Origin of the sequence: Paractinoplanes lichenicola (genome assembly GCF_016785085.1) — a bacterium.
Taxonomy (GTDB): domain Bacteria; phylum Actinomycetota; class Actinomycetes; order Mycobacteriales; family Micromonosporaceae; genus Actinoplanes; species Actinoplanes lichenicola.
Genome location: NZ_JAENHO010000004.1, coordinates 619,455 through 637,088 on the forward strand (window position 1 = coordinate 619,455; position 17,634 = coordinate 637,088).

General features: G+C 71.6%; 20 protein-coding genes. 12 read left to right on the plus strand and 8 right to left on the minus strand.

The features are described 5' to 3' along the window. The first annotated feature begins 16 nt into the window (after positions 1-16). From JKJ07_RS16455 to JKJ07_RS16470, 4 genes are all read left to right on the plus strand, one after another. Entirely contained in the window at positions 17-913 is an 897-nt protein-coding gene (locus tag JKJ07_RS16455) for an NAD(P)H-binding protein (RefSeq protein ID WP_307834286.1), read from the plus strand. Next, positions 910-1,617, plus strand: a complete 708-nt coding sequence (locus JKJ07_RS16460; RefSeq protein ID WP_202992394.1) for a CPBP family intramembrane glutamic endopeptidase — start codon at positions 910-912, stop codon at positions 1,615-1,617. The genes JKJ07_RS16455 and JKJ07_RS16460 overlap by 4 nt, the downstream gene beginning before the upstream one ends. A gap of 153 nt (positions 1,618-1,770) precedes the next feature. Next, the gene (locus tag JKJ07_RS16465; RefSeq protein ID WP_202992395.1) at positions 1,771-2,031 is read left to right on the plus strand and encodes a hypothetical protein; all 261 of its coding nucleotides are present in this window, start codon (positions 1,771-1,773) and stop codon (positions 2,029-2,031) included. Next, positions 2,028-2,666, plus strand: a complete 639-nt coding sequence (locus JKJ07_RS16470; RefSeq protein WP_202992396.1) for a ribonuclease FAU-1 family protein — start codon at positions 2,028-2,030, stop codon at positions 2,664-2,666. The genes JKJ07_RS16465 and JKJ07_RS16470 overlap by 4 nt, the downstream gene beginning before the upstream one ends. Positions 2,667-2,716: 50 nt before the next feature. Here the strand turns inward: JKJ07_RS16470 and JKJ07_RS16475 are convergent, their stop codons facing one another. Both JKJ07_RS16475 and JKJ07_RS16480 read right to left on the minus strand, forming a co-directional pair. Beyond that, positions 2,717-3,181, minus strand: a complete 465-nt coding sequence (locus tag JKJ07_RS16475; protein ID WP_202992397.1) for an SRPBCC family protein — start codon at positions 3,179-3,181, stop codon at positions 2,717-2,719. Positions 3,182-3,261: 80 nt separating this feature from the next. Beyond that, positions 3,262-4,077, minus strand: coding sequence for an NAD(P)H-binding protein (locus JKJ07_RS16480; protein ID WP_202992398.1), 816 nt, complete (start codon positions 4,075-4,077; stop codon positions 3,262-3,264). A 109-nt stretch (positions 4,078-4,186) separates the two neighbouring features. Here JKJ07_RS16480 and JKJ07_RS16485 point away from each other — a divergent pair, with 109 nt between their 5' ends. Then, on the plus strand, positions 4,187-4,546 hold the full coding sequence (locus JKJ07_RS16485; RefSeq protein WP_202992399.1) for a winged helix-turn-helix transcriptional regulator: 360 nt from the start codon (positions 4,187-4,189) through the stop codon (positions 4,544-4,546). Here the strand turns inward: JKJ07_RS16485 and JKJ07_RS16490 are convergent. Beyond that, positions 4,531-5,484 carry an SDR family oxidoreductase gene (locus JKJ07_RS16490; RefSeq protein ID WP_202992400.1) on the minus strand — a complete coding sequence of 318 codons (954 nt, stop codon included), beginning with the start codon at positions 5,482-5,484 and terminating at the stop codon, positions 4,531-4,533. The two genes, JKJ07_RS16485 and JKJ07_RS16490, sit on opposite strands and share 16 nt — an antisense overlap. A gap of 143 nt (positions 5,485-5,627) precedes the next feature. Here JKJ07_RS16490 and JKJ07_RS16495 point away from each other — a divergent pair, with 143 nt between their 5' ends. Further along, positions 5,628-6,473: a helix-turn-helix transcriptional regulator gene (locus JKJ07_RS16495; RefSeq protein ID WP_202992401.1), complete on the plus strand. Its 846-nt coding sequence runs from the start codon at positions 5,628-5,630 to the stop codon at positions 6,471-6,473. Here the strand turns inward: JKJ07_RS16495 and JKJ07_RS16500 are convergent. Beyond that, on the minus strand, positions 6,452-7,990 hold the full coding sequence (locus tag JKJ07_RS16500; protein ID WP_202992402.1) for an FAD-dependent oxidoreductase: 1,539 nt from the start codon (positions 7,988-7,990) through the stop codon (positions 6,452-6,454). The genes JKJ07_RS16495 and JKJ07_RS16500 overlap by 22 nt on opposite strands. A 302-nt stretch (positions 7,991-8,292) precedes the next feature. Between JKJ07_RS16500 and JKJ07_RS16505 the strand changes: the two genes are divergently transcribed. Continuing rightward, complete coding sequence (locus JKJ07_RS16505; RefSeq protein WP_202992403.1) at positions 8,293-8,793, plus strand: DUF6624 domain-containing protein; 501 nt, start codon at positions 8,293-8,295, stop codon at positions 8,791-8,793. A 142-nt stretch (positions 8,794-8,935) separates the two neighbouring features. Here the strand turns inward: JKJ07_RS16505 and JKJ07_RS16510 are convergent, their stop codons facing one another. The 3 genes from JKJ07_RS16510 to JKJ07_RS16520 are packed head-to-tail and all read right to left on the minus strand — an operon-like array spanning position 8,936 to position 11,628. Further along, positions 8,936-10,375, minus strand: a complete 1,440-nt coding sequence (locus JKJ07_RS16510) for a nickel/cobalt transporter (RefSeq protein WP_202992404.1) — start codon at positions 10,373-10,375, stop codon at positions 8,936-8,938. Continuing rightward, complete coding sequence (locus tag JKJ07_RS16515; protein ID WP_202992405.1) at positions 10,369-11,457, minus strand: DUF3500 domain-containing protein; 1,089 nt, start codon at positions 11,455-11,457, stop codon at positions 10,369-10,371. The genes JKJ07_RS16510 and JKJ07_RS16515 overlap by 7 nt, the downstream gene beginning before the upstream one ends. A gap of 9 nt (positions 11,458-11,466) precedes the next feature. Continuing rightward, entirely contained in the window at positions 11,467-11,628 is a 162-nt protein-coding gene (locus JKJ07_RS16520) for a hypothetical protein (protein ID WP_202992406.1), read from the minus strand. Between the two features lie 64 nt (positions 11,629-11,692). Between JKJ07_RS16520 and JKJ07_RS16525 the strand changes: the two genes are divergently transcribed. The 3 genes from JKJ07_RS16525 to JKJ07_RS16535 all read left to right on the plus strand — a co-directional run bounded on the left by JKJ07_RS16525 (position 11,693) and on the right by JKJ07_RS16535 (position 13,982). After that, on the plus strand, positions 11,693-12,601 hold the full coding sequence (locus JKJ07_RS16525) for a LysR family transcriptional regulator (protein ID WP_202992408.1): 909 nt from the start codon (positions 11,693-11,695) through the stop codon (positions 12,599-12,601). A gap of 4 nt (positions 12,602-12,605) precedes the next feature. Beyond that, positions 12,606-12,827, plus strand: a complete 222-nt coding sequence (locus JKJ07_RS16530) for a helix-hairpin-helix domain-containing protein (protein WP_202992410.1) — start codon at positions 12,606-12,608, stop codon at positions 12,825-12,827. 423 nt (positions 12,828-13,250) lie between these two features. Continuing rightward, complete coding sequence (locus JKJ07_RS16535) at positions 13,251-13,982, plus strand: hypothetical protein (RefSeq protein WP_202992412.1); 732 nt, start codon at positions 13,251-13,253, stop codon at positions 13,980-13,982. Here JKJ07_RS16535 and JKJ07_RS16540 read toward each other — a convergent pair. Next, on the minus strand, positions 13,933-14,376 hold the full coding sequence (locus tag JKJ07_RS16540) for a carboxymuconolactone decarboxylase family protein (RefSeq protein WP_202992413.1): 444 nt from the start codon (positions 14,374-14,376) through the stop codon (positions 13,933-13,935). The genes JKJ07_RS16535 and JKJ07_RS16540 overlap by 50 nt on opposite strands. Before the next feature lie 87 nt (positions 14,377-14,463). On the opposite strand from JKJ07_RS16540, the gene JKJ07_RS16545 reads away from it, so the two are divergent. Together JKJ07_RS16545 and JKJ07_RS51745 are read left to right on the plus strand one after the other, a co-directional pair. Then, the gene (locus tag JKJ07_RS16545) at positions 14,464-14,937 is read left to right on the plus strand and encodes an RrF2 family transcriptional regulator (protein WP_202992415.1); all 474 of its coding nucleotides are present in this window, start codon (positions 14,464-14,466) and stop codon (positions 14,935-14,937) included. 47 nt (positions 14,938-14,984) lie between these two features. After that, positions 14,985-17,294, plus strand: coding sequence for a putative bifunctional diguanylate cyclase/phosphodiesterase (locus tag JKJ07_RS51745; RefSeq protein WP_202992417.1), 2,310 nt, complete (start codon positions 14,985-14,987; stop codon positions 17,292-17,294). Positions 17,295-17,634: the final 340 nt, after the last annotated feature.

Consider the following 17,634-nt stretch of genomic DNA (forward strand, 5'->3'; position numbering starts at 1 on the left):
GGGAAAAGAGAAAGGCGTGACTAAGACGGTTCTGGTGAGTGGGGCCTCGGGCTTCATCGGCTCGCACGTGGCGGCGAAGCTGGCCGAGGACGGCTATCGGGTGCGCGCCATGACCCGGCATCCGGACAAATATGACGGCGCGGGGGAGCCGGTCGCGGCCGACGTGTCCGACCCGGCCAGTTTGCGGGAGGCGTTCGCGGGCGTCGACGTGGCGTACTACCTGATTCATTCGCTGGATTCGGACGACTTCGAGGAGCGGGATGCCGACGCGGCGCGCAACTTCGCCGAGGCGGCGGCCGGGGCCGGGGTCGAGCGGATCGTCTATCTGGGCGGTCTCGGCGCGGACGACGGTGAACTGTCGGCGCATCTGCGGTCCCGGCGCGAGGTCGAGAAGATCCTGAAGGCCGGGCCGGTGCCGGTGACCGTGCTGCGAGCGGCGGTGGTGATCGGGCACGGCGGCATCTCGTGGGAGATGACCCGGCAGCTCGCCGAACGGCTGCCGGCGATGGTGACCCCGCGCTGGGTGAACACCCGCACCCAGCCGATCGCGCTGCCCGACGCCGTTCGCTACCTGGTCGGGGTGCTCGAGCCGGTCGAGGCGCGCGGCCGCACGTACGAGATCGGCGGCCCCGAGGTGTTGCGCTACATCGACATGCTGCAGCGCGTGGCCAGGATTCAGGGGAGCTCGCTGCCCAACGTCACCGTGCCGCTGCTGACCCCGCGGTTGTCGTCGGCGTGGCTCAAGTTCGTCACCGACGTCGACGCGGCGACCGCCCGCAACCTGGTCGACTCGATGACCACCGAGGTGGTGGTGCGCGACGACGCCATCACCCGTGTCGTGCCCGGGGAGAGGATCGGGTACGACGACGCCGTACGGCTGGCCCTGGCCGAACGTGAGCAGGTGAAACGGTGAACCTGGCCTGGGTGCGGCGGGCCCTGGGACCGTCGCTGATCGACCGGGTCGAACGTGACCACCAGCAGACCGACCAGCAGTTCCGGCGGCGCCGCATCGTTGTCGCGTTCACGCTGGTGGCGGGCGCGGTGCTGCTGGGCATCTCGCTGTCGGTGCGCCCGGGCGACGACCTGTTCTACCTGCTGACCGTGCTCGTGGCCGCCACCTGGATCACCGGGGCGTTGCTCTCCGGGCCGCTGCATCTGGGCCGCATCGCGTTTCGCGACAAGCTGCGCCGCCCGATCGTCACGCCGATCGTGACCGGGCTCGTCATCGGCGCCATCTTCGTGACGGGCTCGCTGATCGTGCGGGAGCTGCCGGCGCTGCGCGAGCTCGTCAACAGCGTGCTGGCCCACGCCCGGTACGGTGCCATTGTGCCGATCGTGGCGATCACCCTGCTCAACGGCGTGGCCGAGGAGGTCTTCTTCCGCGGCGCCCTGTTCGCGGCGATCGGCCGCCGGCACGCCGTCCTGCTGTCCACCGTGATCTACGCGGCGGCCACGGTCGCCACCGGCAACCTCATGCTGGTCTTCGCCGCCTTCCTGCTCGGCCTGGTGCTGGGCCTGCAGCGCCGCGCCTCCGGCGGCATCCTGGCCCCGATCCTGACCCACATCACCTGGTCGACCACGATGCTCTTCGCCCTACCAGCCCTCATTCACCAATGAGCGGGCCGGTGCTGCGGCTGGTCGGCTATTGGGACGACCGCGCGCATCCGGGGGAGTGGCCGGACGTCTGCGGTTTCCTGTCCGAGACCGATGAGCCCGTACGGCGGAGGGTTGCGGCCTATCTGCGCTCGGGCACCGTGTCACTACCTTGCCGTGGCCGCCTGGGAACTGCCGGAGCACGCCGAGATCTACGTCGACCGGATCCCGCCCGACGCGATGGCGCTCCTGGTCGGCATCCGGCGGCTGCTCGGGGCGGCGTGGCCGTTCGCCGGCCTGCGCGACCTGCTCGCGTCCCAGCCCTTCCGGGCCGGCGCCGGCAACCCGGCCGACCTGCATCGCGCCCTGAACGCGTCCCCCGAACTGCGGCCCTATCTGTTTTACGGCGCCGACGGCGCACTCCGGCCGCTCCCATGAAGTGGGCTTACGGCGAGACCGTCCTTTATCGGTACGGCCGGCAGGGGCGGGCGCGTTTCGTCCGGGTCGGCCGGGTCATCAGCGACGACGCCGACGGGCTGGCATTGTGGATCGCGCCGGGTTCGCCGCAGGTCGAGTCCGTGCTGGCCGACGGGCGGCCGCTGCGCTCGGTCCCGATCGCCGATCGCGCGACCCTGCCCCGGGCTCAGCGCCGGTCGACGTGGCGCGGTTCGGGCATCGTGCATTTCGCCCCGGCCGTCGGTGACTGGTCGCTGTGGTGGTTCTTCGACGCGGAGCAGCGGTTCAAAGGCTGGTACGGCAACCTCGAGAGCCCCCGTACGAGGTGGGAAGCTGGCATCGACACCGCGGACCGGGCCCTCGACGTGTGGATCACGCCGGACCGGGTCGGCCGGTGGAAGGACGAGGACGAGTTCGCCGCCCTGACCGGGCTGCCGGGTCGTTGGACCGCCGAGCAGGCGCCGGCGATCCGGGCCACGGGGGAACACTTGATGCGCCTGGCCGCCGAGGGCGCCCCGCCGTTCGACGGCCGGTGGACCGGCTATCGCCCCGACCCGTCGTGGGGTCCCGTCACCCTGCCCGGCGGCTGGGATCGGCCACATCACGCCGGACCATGAAATGTGGCCGGCGACGCCTGGCATCGCCGGCCACTGTGGAGCCGCAAGGCTCAGGCGCCGGGGCGTTCGACGTCGCCGCGCCAGGAGCCGGTGGCGCCGCCGCGGTTCTCGATGAACTCCTTGAAGCGCTTGGTGTCGGCCTTGACCTGGTGGCTGTCCACCCCGATGGCGCTGCCGACCTTCTCGACGAACCCCTCGGGCTCCCAGTCGAGCTGAATGGTGACCCGGGTCTGTGCGTCGTCGAGGCGGTGGAAGGTGACCACGCCGGCGTGCTTGGTGTCGCCGCCGGTGCTGGCCCACGCGACCCGCTCGTCGGGGTGCTGCTCGGTGATCTCCGCGTCGAACTCGCGGGTCTGCCCGGCGATTTTGGTCACCCAGTGGGTGTGGGTGTCGTCGAGCTGGGTGATCGACTCCACGCCATCCATGAACTGCGGGAAGTCCTGGAACTGAGTCCACTGGTCGTAAGCGGTACGGATCGGCACGTTCACGTCGACGGACTCGGTAACGGTACTCACGGTCATCTCCTTACGAGTGTGGTGAGGATGCGATACCCGCCCTGAGCCGCTCCAATCCAGTTGCGTCGGTTCGTGCGTCGTTAGGGGCGGAAGGCGCCGATGTTGCGGGCGGCCCACTCGGCGAAGGGCTGCGCCGGCCGGCCCAGGACCGTCGCCACGTCCGGGCTGACGCGTTGCTCCCGTACGGTCGGCGTGCCCAGAATCGCCAGCGTGCCCTCGACCACCGGCGGCGGCATGAACCCGAGCATCTGCTCGCGGGCCTGATCCGGCGTCTGCTCGACGAACCCGATCGGCGAACCCAGCACGGCGGCCAGGTCGGCGACCCGCTGCCGCGGCGTGCTCAGGACCGGCCCGGTCAGCTCGTACGTTCGTCCGTCGTGCCCGCCGTGCAGGGCGGCGGCGGCCACCGCGGCGATGTCGTCCGGGTCGATCACGGGCAGGCCGACGTCGCCGAACGGCGCGGCCACGGTTCGCGTCGTGCGGATCGGCTCGGCCCACGCGAGGGCGTTGGAGGCGAAACCGCCGGGGCGCAGGATCGTCCAGTCGAGCCCGGACCCGCGTACGAGGTCCTCGATGGCTTGCAGCGGCGCGTGCGAAGGCCTGGTCCCGGCCGCTTGCGACGACTGCAGCACGACCCGCTTGACCCCCGCCGCCGTGGCCACGCGCAGGATCTCGGGTACGTCGAGGTGGGCCCCCGCGCCCTCCACGAGCAGATACATCGCCTCGGCGCCGGCCAGCGCCGGACCCAGGCTCGCCGGCTGCTCCAGGTCGGCGCGGTGGTGGCGAACCCCGGCCGGCACGGGGAGTCGCCCGCGGGAAACCGCTGTGACCGGCCCGGCCAGCAGCGAGACGAGCGTACGGCCGACGTTTCCGGTGGCTCCTGTCACGACGAACATGCTGGTGTCTCCCCGTTCTCCCGCGTCGGTAGCGCGGCTGGGGAGGACGCTAGTAGCGTCGGGATAGTAGGTACCTAGAGGATAGTAATGGCTTTGTGGCGGAGGGCACATGAAGCAGACCGCGGATCCCGAGCTGGCCTGCCCGGTCGCGCCGGTGGTCGACATCGTGTTCAGCCGCTGGACGACACCCATCCTGTGGAGCCTCAACACGCACGGCCGGCAGCGGTTCGTCGAGCTGGAGCGGCGGCTGACCAGCATTACGCCGAAGGTGCTGACCCAGCGGCTGCGTCGGCTCGAACGCGACGGCCTGGTCGCCCGCACCTACTACGCCGAGGTGCCGCCCCGGGTCGAATACGAGATCACCGAGCTCGGGGCCAGCCTCGGGCCGCTCTTCGCCCACCTGTCGACCTGGGCCGACGCCCACCTGCCGGAGGTCGACCGGGCGCGCGAGGCCTACGACGGCCGGTAGGCCAGGAACGTCGCACCCGCCAGGTTCTCCGAGATGCGCCAGATCCGCTCGGCGTCCTCGGGGTTGCGCAGCCGCGAATAGATCGGCTGCTCGGCGGGCCCGCCGCCCAGGTGCCCGAGACCGCTCGGCCCGTAGAAGCGGCCGCCGCGGGCCTCGGGTGACGTCGCCGCCATCAGCGCCGGCAGCCCCGCCGACTCGGCCGTGCCCAGCAGGATGCCGCGCCGCGAGAGCGCGCGGATGACCCGTACGGAGGAAGTGTCCTTCTCGCGGCCCAGGCCCGGCTGCGCGGCCAGCAGGTTGGTCGGCGCGACCCCGGGGTGCGCGATGTTGCTGGTGATGCCCCACCCGCCGGCCTGGCTGCGCCGGTCGAGCTCGAGACCGAACAGGCCGAACGCGATCTTCGACTGGCTGTAGGCGGCGCGGCCGTTGTAGGACCTCTCCCAGTTCAGGTCGTCCCAGTTGATCGAACCCTGGTTGGCGGCCACGCTCAGTTGCGAGGTGACCCGGGCCCGCCCGGCCCGCAGCAGCGGCAGCAGCTGGGCCACCAGCGCGAAGTGCCCGAGGTGGTTGCTGCCGAACTGCAGCTCGAACCCGTCGGCGGTGGTCTGCCGGGCGGGCGGCGTCATCACTCCGGCGTTGTTGATCAGCAGGTGGATCGGCCGCTCCTCGTCACGCAGCGTGGCTCCGAGCGCGGCGATCGACGCCAGCGACGACAGGTCGAGGTCACGCAGCGAAACGGCGGCCTTCGGGTGCTCCTGTTTGATGCGGGCGATCGCTTTCTCGCCCTTGTTGCGATTCCGTACGGGCATGACGACCTCGGCGCCGGCCTGGGCCAGCCGGGTGGCGATTCCCAGCCCCATGCCGTCGCTCGCGCCGGTGACGACGGCGATTTTTCCGGTCAGGTCGGGAACGGTGAACTCGGGAGCGGTGCGGGCCATTGTTTTCGCCTTTCCAGCGGCAGTGGATGCCCATTCAGGCTGCACCTTCCGGTGGACCGTAACCACGGCCTGCCGGTCCCAGGCTGCCAAGGGGGGATCGGCGGGCCCAGGATGCGGTCCGGGATCGGTGATAGAACCGAACCATGATTGACCGAGCCGGGCTGGCCGAATTCCTGCGCCGCCGCCGCGAGTCGCTCCAGCCGGAGGACGTCGGCATGCCGCGCGGCCAGCGGCGCCGCACGGCCGGCCTGCGCCGCGAAGAGGTAGCCACGCTCTGTCACATCTCCACCGACTACTACAGCCGGCTCGAACGCGAGCGCGGCCCGCACCCGTCCGAGCAGATGATCGCCTCGATCGCCCAGGGCCTGCACCTGTCGCTCGACGAGCGCGACCACCTGTTCCGCCTGGCCGGCCACAACCCGCCCGCCCGCGGCACCACCAGCGAGCACATCAGCCCCGGCATGCTGCGCATCTTCGACCGGCTGGCCGACACCCCGGCCGAGATCGTCACCGAGCTCGGCGAGACGCTGCGCCAGACCTCACTGGGCGTAGCGCTCACCGGTGACCTCATGCGCTACACCGGCCCGGCCCGCAGCATCGGCTACCGCTTCTTCACCGACCCGGCCGCCCGCGCGCTCTACCACCCCGACGATCACGCGCTGCACGCCCGCGTCTTCGCCTCCGGCCTGCGCCGGGTCGTCACTCTGCGCGGCCCCGGCTCGTATGCCGCGCACCTGCAGTCGCTCCTGCTCGAAAGCAGCGCGGAATTCCGCGAAGTCTGGAACGAGCACGAGATCGGCGTCGGCTACAGCCACACGAAACGTTTCGTGCACCCCGAAGTGGGTGATCTCGAACTGGCCTGTCAGGGTCTGCTCGACCCCGATCAGTCCCATTCCCTGCTCGTTTACACAGCCATTCCCGGCAGCGAGAGCTACGAGAAGCTGCAACTGCTGTCGGTCATCGGCAGTCAGGACCTGCTGGCCCGCTGAGGCGCCAGCAGTCCCCGCGTCGGCACGGAGAAAACCTGCACCGGCCGTACGCCGTGACAGCGCAGAATCGCGTTGGCGGCGACCGCGGCCGAGGCGGCGGACCGTTCCATCAGCGCGCACGGGAAAGGCATGCGCACCCAGTCGCCGGCCAGGAACAACCCGTCGGCGCCGGTGGCCACGCCCGGCCGGGTGGCGTCGCTGTTGACCCCGAACGACGGCGCGTCGTGCCCGATCCGGGTGTCGCGGTCGACCACCCGCAGCCAGCCCGCCTCCCGCCACAGGCCCGGCAGCTCCGACCACATGGCGTCGGCGGCCGGCCCGGCCTCGATGCCCTGGTCCGCGGCGTACGCGTGCAGCTCCACGACCGCGCCACCGGTGCGCCGGGCCCACTGCTGCGCGCCGCGTTCGACGCGATGGAACAGGCTCACCGAATCCAGCAGGGGCTCACCAGCGACGCCGCTGAAGGGGGCCCGGCTCTCGGCGACGTCCCGGTCGGTCCAGAACCGGCTCACCGCGTACGGGGAAGTGGTTGTCACGGTTTTCATCCGGCTCGCCAGCTCGTGAGGCATGCCGGAAGAAGCCGCGACGATGCCGCTCGCCGAGGCCGGGTCGGTGGCCAGCACGACATGATCGGCCCGGAACTGCTCGCCGCCGCCCAGCGTGACGGTCCAGCCGGGCTCGATCCGGTCGACGGCGGCCCCCGTACGGATCTCGCCGCCGAGCGCCTGCAGCCGTTCGCTGAGCGGCCCCCAGATCGCGGTCTCGTAGTCGTCGTCCGGCGCGTCGAAGTTCAGGCCCTCCGGGTTGCGCAGGAAATAGAAGTGGAACTGCATGATCATCTCGGCGGCCGACATCTCGGTGGCCGGGTTGAAGAACGAGTGCGCGAACACGTTGAACAGCATCGACCGGGCCCGCGCGGGCATGGCCAGCCGGTCGAGGAACTCCGCGGCGGGCATGGCGTCGAACTCGCGATAGGTCGCGGCCCGCGAATAACGCACCAGCGCCAGCGAGGTCGGCCCGTCGACGTCGCGCATCTCCGCCAGCGGCAGGCTGGGCGAGCGCGCCAGCAACGCGAGCAGGTTCCACGGCGGCCGGCCCGGCAACCCGCCGAAATCCTCTTCGGGCCAGGCCCGCGAGATCACCGGATAGCTGCCCGCCGGGCGCAGGAACGACAACGCGGGGTCGATCCGGCGCAGGATGTTGCGCCAGTTGTAGTACTGCCGGAAGAACGCGTGGAAGCCGTGCCCGACCATCTGGCTCGAGCCGTCGGCCAGCTGTTTCGGCCACGCCGCGAGCCGCCCGCCGAGCCGCTCGTCGCGTTCGAGCAGGGTCACCGCGACGCCGCGCTCGGCCAGCAACAGGGCCGCCGTCATCCCCGCGATGCCACCCCCGGCCACCACCGTACGGACGGGGTGTTCGACCGTGCGGGGCAGCGAGCGGTCGACGCGCACGAGGCGGTGGGCGTGCCGGCTGGTCGCGGTCGTTGCTCGGAGGTTGACGTCATGGGGAGAGCGCACGCGAACCAGCCTTCCTTGTCGGGTCGGGGTCGGTTGCCGCTATCGCGTTATCGGACCCGCCGGCCGGCCCGGGCCGCCGCGTCGATGCGCAGCGGGGCGACGTGCCGCTCGTTGTCAGATCCTGTGATTCGGGACGATGCCTATCGAGGGCGGAGGAAGAGAACTATTCGCACCCTACGTCATCGGTGCGGAACTCGCCGTTCGGCGTTATTTGCTCCTGTTCAAGTATGCGCGATAGTCACACGCCTATCTGGACTCGGGAGCCTGTCAATCGCCGGTTCGCGGGTGCCTACCGTGTCGGCATGGTCAATGCGGCACTCGCCCAGGAACTGATCGACATGACCGACGAGGACCGGGAGCTGCAGCCCGGCGCGCTCGGCGACGACCTCACGGCCCAGCTGGCCCACCGGCGCGTCACCGTACGCAACGGCGACCGGCTGGCCGAGATCATGGACGAGCACGGCTGGCCCACGGCGGAACTCGTCGGCCCCGACGCGGCCCGCCGGGCGTGGCTGGTGGCACAACACGCCGACCGGCAGCTGACGGTGCAACGGCGGGCCCTGGAACTGATGAGCGCCGCGGTCCGGGCCGGGCAGGCCGACCCCGGGCAACTGGCCATGCTGGAGGACCGGGTGCTGATCAACGCGGGACATCGGCAGCGCTACGGCACGCAGATCGCCGGTATCGTCGACGGCGCCCCGGTCCCGTGGCCGTGCGACGACCCCGAGCACATGGATCAGCGGCGGGCCGCGGTCGGCCTGGAGCCGTACGCCGTGCATGTCGCCAAGCACGCGCCGGCCTGAGGCTGGGCCTTCCGGCACGGAAGAGTGCGTCCATGACTGCGCCGAGGGGCTGATCTCCTGATCGACTAGCAGGATCGCGAGGCCGGTTCTGTCGTGCCCTTCCGCCGGGCCGGCGTGCGCGCGGGCCGGCCTCTTCCAGGGCTTACTGAAGGGCGGCGCCGATTCCCCGTACGAGCAGGCCGGTGCCGAGCGCGGTGACGACGAGCGCGCTGATCAGGGCGAGCCGGGCGGGCCAGCGAGGGCCGAGCCGGTTGGAACGGGCGAGCAGGCGGCGTGAGCGCACGAGGGCGATGCCCAGGCCGATCAGCACCGCGGCGACGCCGAGGCTGAAGCAGGCGATCAGGCCGAGGCCGAGGACGGTGCGGTTCACGCCGACGGCCAGCACCATGATGCCGAGCGCCTCGGGGCAGGGCACGAGTCCGCCGGAGACACCCATGGCGACGAGACCTCGCTGCGTGACGCGAGCGGGTTGGTGGGCGGCCGTGTCGGGCTGGTTGGCGCGTGCGTGGTCGCGCGGTTCTGAGTGCGCGGCCGGGTGGGGCTGCTCGGCGTGGCCATGTTCGTGGGGTTCTGTTTGGGCGGCGGCTGTGTGGGGCCCGTGGGCGTGGGGGTCTGTTTGGGCGGCCACGGCTGGTTCGTGGGTGTGGGGTGTGGTGCGGCGGCGGAGCATGTGGGCGCCGACGGCTACCACTAGGGCGCCGGAGAGGATTTCGAGTGTGGGTACTAGTGCGCCGGGGAGGAGGAAGCGGCTGGCGAACAGGGCTAGCAGGCCTACGGCGATGACCGAGGCGGTGTGGGTGAACGTGACGACCGCGCCCAGGGTCAGTGCGTCTCGGAGGCGGCCGCCGGTGCCGACCAGGTAGGCCGCCATCAGGGTTTTTCCGTGGCCGGGGGTGAGCGCGTGCAGGACGCCGAGCAGGGCGGCCAGGGCCAGCGCGAACAGCATCACGGGCGGGGGCAGCGACCTCGACTGCACGATTTCGGCGAGCCGGGCCGGCGACGGCATCGATTGCGAGCATTCCATCGGCGTTGAGGCGTCCCCCGTACAGGGAACCGGGGTTGATCTGCCGAGGGTGTAGGTGATGCGGCTCTGTTGCTGGGCGGCCTCCCGTTGCTGGTGGATGACCTGCGCGTCCGCGGTGAGCAGGGCATTGACCTGGTAGGCGGCGCCGGGCGGGGCGTGGTTGTTGCGGAAGACGAGCACGTGCGGGCCCGGTGTGGACGGGGCGTCGGGGATCGTGGCGTGCAGGCGTACGGTGCCGTAGCCGGCCTGGAGTGTGCGGTAGGGCGGCACGTCCACGCTGGTCAGCGCGATCGGCCGGGGGATGTCGTCGACGTGTGCCTGCAGGCGGTTGACGATCCGATCGGCGTAGGCGCGGGCCTCCGCCGTCGTGACTTGGTGGTTGCCGTCGGGGTCGAGGTCGGCCAGCGCGGCCGGGGCGACCAGGATGCCGGGGGAGAGGGCCAGTTCGAGGCGGATCGCGCCGGGTGCGGGGGTCAGGTAGGCCGCCTGCAGGTAGGCGTCGAGTGGGTGCGCCGCCGCGGGAAGCAGGGCGAACGCGACGCCGACGGTGGTCAGCACACCGTGCCGCCGTAGTCGTTGGTGGGGTCGCGGTAGATGCCGTGGATGTGGTTGACGGCGTCGCCGCCCATGGCCCGCGGGGAGTATTCGATGTGCACGTGCGGGCCGGTGATCCGGAAGTAGGCCGCGCTGCCGGGGGTGGTCGGGCCGTACCAGGCGAAGTGGGTGCCGGGCAGGTCGGCGCGCAACTGGGCGAGCCTGGGTGCGGCGTGCCGTGGGTTGCCGAGCGAGCCGTATTCGCTGATCAGCGCGAGGAAGGCGGCGCGCTGGGCGGGGGTCATCGCGGAGGCGGGCAGGCCTTCGGGGGCGATGCTGCGGCAGTCCTGGCCGGCGCCGAGCACCAGGTCGATGGGGGTGCTGCCGAGCACGGCCCGTCGCCGGGTGCCGGCGTCGAGGGAGTTGACCAGCGCGAACGCCTGGTCGGTGAGGTCGCCCAGGGGGCGTACGGGGGTGCCGTCGTTGGTGTAGGTGGCGGGCTGGGCGCCCAGAAAGCTCGGGGTCAGCGACAGGGCGGCGCCGGTGAGGGTGGCGTTGATCGACACGTGGTGGCCGCCGAACTGCCACTGCCAGGGCTCGGTGGGCGAGGGCTCGCCGATGAGGGCGATCCGGAACAGGCGGGTGCCGAGGTTGGTGCGGCCCTCGGCGGCGGCCAGCACGTCGTCGGCGGCCCACTCGGCCAGCACGCGGGTGTAGCCCTCGGGGCTGAGGGTGGCGCGCATCAGGGCCAGGAAGGCGTCGGTCTGGGGCCGGGCGAGGTCGCCGATCATCAGGCCGGCGCGGTCGTAGATGCCGTCGGGGAGGTTGGACCAGCGCTGCTGTTGTTGTTTGTCGCCTCGGTCGAAGAGGACGCGGTCGCGTTCGTCGGCGCTGAGCGTGTCGAGGAAGGCGGTCGCGGCGGCGACGATGGCGTTGGGAGCGCTGGCCGAGGTGCTTTCCGCCGGGGCGGGTGCGCTGGCCGGCGGCGGAGGGGCCGGGGCGCTTTCCTCGCCGCAGCCGGCCGCCGCGGACAACAACAGCACAGCGGCTGCCGACGACCAGATCCGCGATCTCCGGCGTACGGGGAACCGGTCTTGACCTTGCATCGGGGCGCCTCAGCCGACGATGACGAGATCGGCGAACGGGCACGGCTCGTCGACGGTCAGCGCCACCGGCTGCGCCGCGGGACGCGACACCGGCACAGCGACGACGACCATCCCGGCGGCCACCAGCACGGCCGCGATGCTGAGAAACAGGGAGTCCAGTGGGCGAAGCATGCCCGCCAATCTCCCGGCCGCAGCGGGGCCGTGCCAACGCGAGAATCGGATGCATACTATGCGCGTGCCGCATAGCGATCTCGGCCTGTTGCAGGAACTGCGTGCCCTGGCCGTCCTGCTCGAGGAGCGGCACGTCTCCCGGGCCGCCGTGCGTTTCCACCTCAGCCAGTCCTCGATGAGCCGCACCCTGCAACGGCTGCGCGCGCTGTTCGACGACGAGCTGCTGGTCCGTGCGGGCGGCGACTACGAGCTGACCCCGCGCGCCCGCCAGATGCAGCGCGAACTAGCTCTGTTGCTGCCCCGCCTGGAGAATTTCGTGGCCGGCCAGGGCTTCGACCCGGCCACGGCCACCGGCGTGCTGCGCATCATCGGCACCGACTACACGACGGCGACCCTCGGCCCGCATCTGCTGCCGCGGCTGTTCCAGGCGGCGCCCGGCCTGGAGATCCGCGTCGAGCCCCGCAACCAGGACAGCTACACCGACCTGGAACGCGGCCGGGCCGACCTGGCCCTGTCGGTCATGCGCCCCGGCGAGCCGCTGCGCTGGGAGCAGCTGTTCACCGACGACGTCGTCTGCGTGGTCGACCGCGACCACCACCCGCAGGACCGCATCGGCCTCGAGGACTACATCGCCGCCCGGCACATCGCGATCGACGTGATCTCACGCGGCCAGCCGATGATCGACCGCTGGCTCGATGCGGTCGGCCACACCCGTACGGTCGCCGTCCGCGTCACGTTCTTCAGCGCCGCCATCACCGCCGTCCCCGGCACACCGCTGATCGCCACGATCCCTCGCCGCCTGGCCGAGGTGCAGGTCACCGACCCCAGGCTCCGGCTGGCCGAGGCCCCGGAGGAGTTCGACGCCTTCCCGTACGGCATGGTCTGGCACCCCCGCCTGGAAACCGACCCGGCCCACCGCTGGCTACGCGACATGATCCGCGCCGCCATCCACGAGATGACTCGCCTATCGTGAACCGATGACCACCCGTCACGGGCCGGCGCAGATCGGTGACCTGCCGCCGATCGGACGCCCGGCCACCAGCGCCCTGCTTCAGGCCGGCCTCACGACTCTGGCCCAGGTGGCCACCCGCAGCCGCCGCGAGCTGCTGGCCATGCACGGCGTCGGGCCCAAGGCGGTCGGCATCCTGGCCACCGCACTGGCCGAGCACGATCTGGCCTTCGCCGGTGAACAGGCCTGATCTCGTCCTGAGCGGGCTGGCCGAGAACCCGGCGGTTCCGGACGACGTCCTGCTGCGGCTGTTGCGCGACTGGCCCGTGCCGGTCGCCGAGGGTTTGCGACGTCGGCCCGACCTGCCGCTTGCTGTGCAGGAGCAGATGGCCGCCCATCCCGAGCGTCGAGTCCGGGCGGCGGTCGCCCGCAGTGAGTGGGCGGACCCGGCGATCCAGGACCGGCTGCTGGGCGATCCGGACTGGCGCGTACGGATGGGCGTCTTCGCCGACAAGAAGCGGCGGCCCATGCCCGAGGAGTCGCTGAACCGGCTGCTGGTGGACCTGCTCGACCCGCCGGACGACGTTCCGATCACCAGTCCCGAGTTGTATCAGGAGCTGTTCTTCGCCGACGGGAGCCGGACCGACGTCGCCGCCCGCATCCCGATCCGAGGGTGCGTACGGCCGTTGTGCCGTACGCGCGGGTGGAGGTTGTGCGGGCCCTGCGCGCTGACTCGGATCCGCGGGTGGCGGCGGCCGCGACGGCGTGGATCGCGGAGCTCGAGCGGCCCCGGGAGCCGGCCGACCTGCCGCCGCAGCACTGTCATGCCTTCTGGCGGGTGCTCAAGCAGCCGCTGTCTCGGGCGCTTGCCGCGCAAGTGGCCGCCTCGGACGACGTCGAGGCCATCCAGTCCATCGCGGTCAACCCGACGTTGCCGCCCGACATTGCCGAGGCCCTCTCGCGGCATCCCGACGCCGGGGTTCGGGCGGCGCTGGCCGGGCACGCGGAGCAGTTCGCGGTCTTCGTCACCGATCCCGACCCGGAGGTTCGTGCCGTCGTGGCCATCCGCGCCGGGCTGACCGCCGAGCAGATCGCCGTCCTGGCCGTCGACCCCGATGCCGTGCTCGCCGATCACCCCGATTTCCGCGTACGGGCTCTGGTCGCTCTTGACCCTGAGGCGGACCCGGCGCTCATCGCGCGTCTGAGCGCCGACCCCGACCCGTGGGTGCGCAAGGCGATGGCCCGGTGCCCGCGCCTGCCCGCCGGCCGCCTCGCCGCCCTGCTCGACGACCCGGAGCTGGCCACCGACTCCGCGGCCAACCCGTCGCTGGGCTGGGAAGCGGTCGTCGACGGGCTCAGCCGCGGGGCTGGGCCGGCATCTGCAGCGGGACGCCGAACCGGTTGAACGCGTTCATCAGGGCGACCTGGACGACCAGCGCGCCGAGTTCCTCGTCGGACAGTGCCGCGCGGACGCCGGCCCAGATCTCGTCGCTGACGCCGTGCTCGGTCAGCGTCGTCGCGGCCTCGGCGTAATCCAGCGCCGCCCGCTCGGCCGGGGTGAACAGCGCCGATTCGCGCCACGCGGTGAGCTGCAGGAGACGGTCCAGCGAGTCGCCCAGCTTCAGCGCGTCGTGGCTGTGCAGGTCGATGCAGTGCACGCAGTGGTTGATCTGCGAGATGCGCAGCTTGACCAGCTCACGCAGGGCCGGGTCGAGGGGTGAGGCCAGAACGGCCTGGTCGGCGGCGTAGAGCGCCTTCGTCGCGGTGGGTGCGGCCGTGCGCAGATCGAGCCGGGGCATGGTGTCTCCTTGGATCCCTGAATTCGGATAACTCTTGTCCGAGATTCTATTCGGACAAGAGTTATCCGAGTCAAGTAGGGTGGGCGGATGAAAATGTCCGGCGGGGTCGAGTGGGCCCTGCACTGCTGCGTCGTGCTCAGCCGGGCGGGAGCCCCGGTGCCGGCGGCCAAGCTCGCGGAACTGCACGACGTCTCGCAGAGTTACCTGGCCAAACAGCTTCAGCTGCTGTCCCGCGCGGGCCTCGTGCGCTCGACGCTGGGTCAGTCCGGGGGTTATGTGCTGACTCGGGCCACGAGCGAGATCACCGTGCTCGACGTGGTCGAGGCGATCGACGGCGCCCAGCCGGCGTTCCGATGCACGGAGGTGCGGCAGCGGGGCCCGTTGGCCGTGCCGGCGGAGCGGTGTGACACGCCGTGCCCGATCGCCCGGGTGATGGATTCCGCCGACCGGGCCTGGCGCGAGTCGCTGCGCGCGATCACCGTGGCCGACCTGGTCGCCGACGTCGGCCGCACCACGCCGGCCGAGACGCTCGAGGCCGCCCGGCAGTGGCTGCGGGCCTGAGGCCCTAATCGCCTCACCCGTCCCGCAACCGGGCCGATGAGCATTGCGTGGACGAAGCACTGAAACCGGGGGCTGACGCGGCGGCGCCTTGGCGGCCGACCCGCCTGCTGATCGCGGCCATCTGTATCGACGCGGTGGCCTGGGCCTGGTTTCTGATCGGTCTGGCCCGTCCGACTCCGCCGATGGCCGGATGGGGTCTGCTGATGTTCGCGGTGCCGATCGCCGCGACGGCGGCGTGGCGGGCCGGCGCGGCGGGCCGGACCTTCTGGCGATACGTGTCGGCCGGCATGGTCGGGCTGGGCCTGGCCTCGGCGGCCGCGGCGCGTGACTTCTACAGCGGCGACCAGGTCGGCCAGAAGATCGGCGGTTCGACCGCCGCCCTGTACGTCGGCAGTCTGCTGGTGATGCTGTGGGGGCTGCTGCGCATTCCCGGGGCGCAACGGGCCCGCATCGAGTGGATGCGCTTCGTGCTGGATGTGGCGACGATGGTTGTCACCGTCGTGGTGTTCAGCTGGCATCTGGTGCTGCCGCGCTGGGAGAGCTGGACCGACGGCAGCGCCGCGGGCACGGCGTCGGTGGTGGTCGTAGCCACCGCCGCGATCATCGGGATGCTGGCCTTCGTCAAGGTGTCGTTCACGGGCACCGGCCTGATCGACCGCCGGGCGCTGTACATTCTGGCGCTGACCGGTGCCGTGGGCGCTCTGGGTGGAGCCCTGGCGCCGCTGCTGGCCGAACGGCCGTACCTGAACACCGGGCACGTGCTGCTGCCCACCACCAGTCTGCTGGTGTGCCTCGCCGCCGACCGGCAGCTGCGGGCCAGCCGGGCCGGGCGGCCCGCGCCCCGGCCGCTGTCGCGGCGACCGAGCGTGCTGCCGTACACCGCGGTGCTCGGCACCGGCGCCCTGCTGCTGATCAGCGTCGACGCCCGGGCCACCGACCTGATGGCGGTCGCGGCCGGGTCGGTCACGGTGACACTGCTGGTCGCGGTGCGGCAGATGGTCGCCCTGCGGGACAACGCCCGCCTGCTCGGCGACCTCGACATCCGCCAGGGCGAGCTGGCCTTCCAGGCCGGCCACGACGGTCTCACCGGGCTGGCCAACCGGACCGTCCTGACGGGCGCGATCAACGCCAGGCTGGCCGAGGGACGGCCGGTCAGCCTGGCCCTTATCGACCTGGACGACTTCAAGGCCATCAACGACGACCTCGGACATGCGGTCGGCGACGCGCTGCTGGTGGCCGTGGGCGAGCGGCTGGCCGGTCAGCTGCCCGACGACGCCGTGCTGGCCCGGCTGGGCGGCGACGAATACGCGGTGCTCCTGCCGGACCCGTGTGGTTCCGCCCTCGCCGTGATGGCGGCGAGCCTGCGCCGCCCGTTGCCCGCCGCCGGGCACGAACTGGTCGTCGAGGCCAGTGTCGGGCTCGCCGGATCCCGCCCCGGCGACACGGCCGGTGAACTGCTGCGGCGGGCCGACGTCGCGATGTACGAGGCGAAGGAGCAGGGCAAGGGGCGGCAGGTGGTCTTCGACGACCGGATGGACCAGCGCACCGCGGAACAGTCCCGGCTCACGGCCGACCTGCGCCACGCGGTCGGCACCGACCAGTTCTACCTGCTCTATCAGCCGATCGTCGCGATGCCCGGCGGCGAACTGGCCGGAGTGGAGGCCTTGGCCCGCTGGACCCACCCGCAGCGCGGACCGATCAGCCCCGCGGTCTTCATCCCGGCCGCCGAACGAACCGGCTCGATCGTGCCGGTCGGCGCCTGGATCCTCGAGCAGGCCTGCCGCCAGGCCGCCGTCTGGCTGACGACGATGGGTGCTGCGGCCCCGCGGACCGTCAGCGTGAACGTCTCGGCCCGGCAGCTGCGCGAGGCCGGTTTCGCCGGGGAGGTCGCGGCGATCCTGAGCCGTACGGGATTGCCTGCGGCCATGCTCACGGTGGAGGTCACCGAGACGGCCGTGTTCGACGGGGGAGCGGCGCTGGAGGAGCTGAAGACGGTCGCCGGGCTGGGTGTCAAGATCGCGCTCGACGACTTCGGTACCGGCCATTCGTCGCTGGGGCTGCTGCGCACCTGTCCCGCCGACGTCCTGAAGGTCGACAAGTCGTTCGTCGACGGCGTGACCGCCGACGGCCCGCAGACGGTCGTGGCAGCCGCTCTGATCAGCATCTGCGACGGCATGCGACTGCGCGCGGTCGCCGAGGGGGTGGAGACCGCCGAGCAGGCGGCCACGCTGCAGCGGCTCGGCTACCGCTACGCCCAGGGCTACTACTACGCCCGCCCGATGCCGGCCGACGAGATCGCCGGGTATCGGCCCGGGGCCCCCGAGGCGCTCAGTTCTCGCGGCACGGGGCCGAAGTGACCGTCGTGGCGTCGTCCGGGATCCGCCGGCTCTGGATCGCGTACGGCGTGGTCAGCGTGGTGCTGACGGCCGTGCGGGTGGTGGTCCCGGAGGGGTCCGCAGCCGCGGCCCTGGTGACGTACTGCTATCCGGTGCTGACGATGGCCGCCATCGCTGTCGGGGTCCGGGTCAACCGCCCGCCGCGCATGCTGCCCTGGGCCCTGTTGCTGATCCTGTCCCTGGCGGGCGGGATCGGCAACGTGATCATCTCGGTCTATCTGGTCCGCGGCGGGGTGCCGTTCCCGTCGCCGGCTGACATCTTCTTCCTGGCCGGTTATCCGCTGCTGCTGGCCGGGTTGAT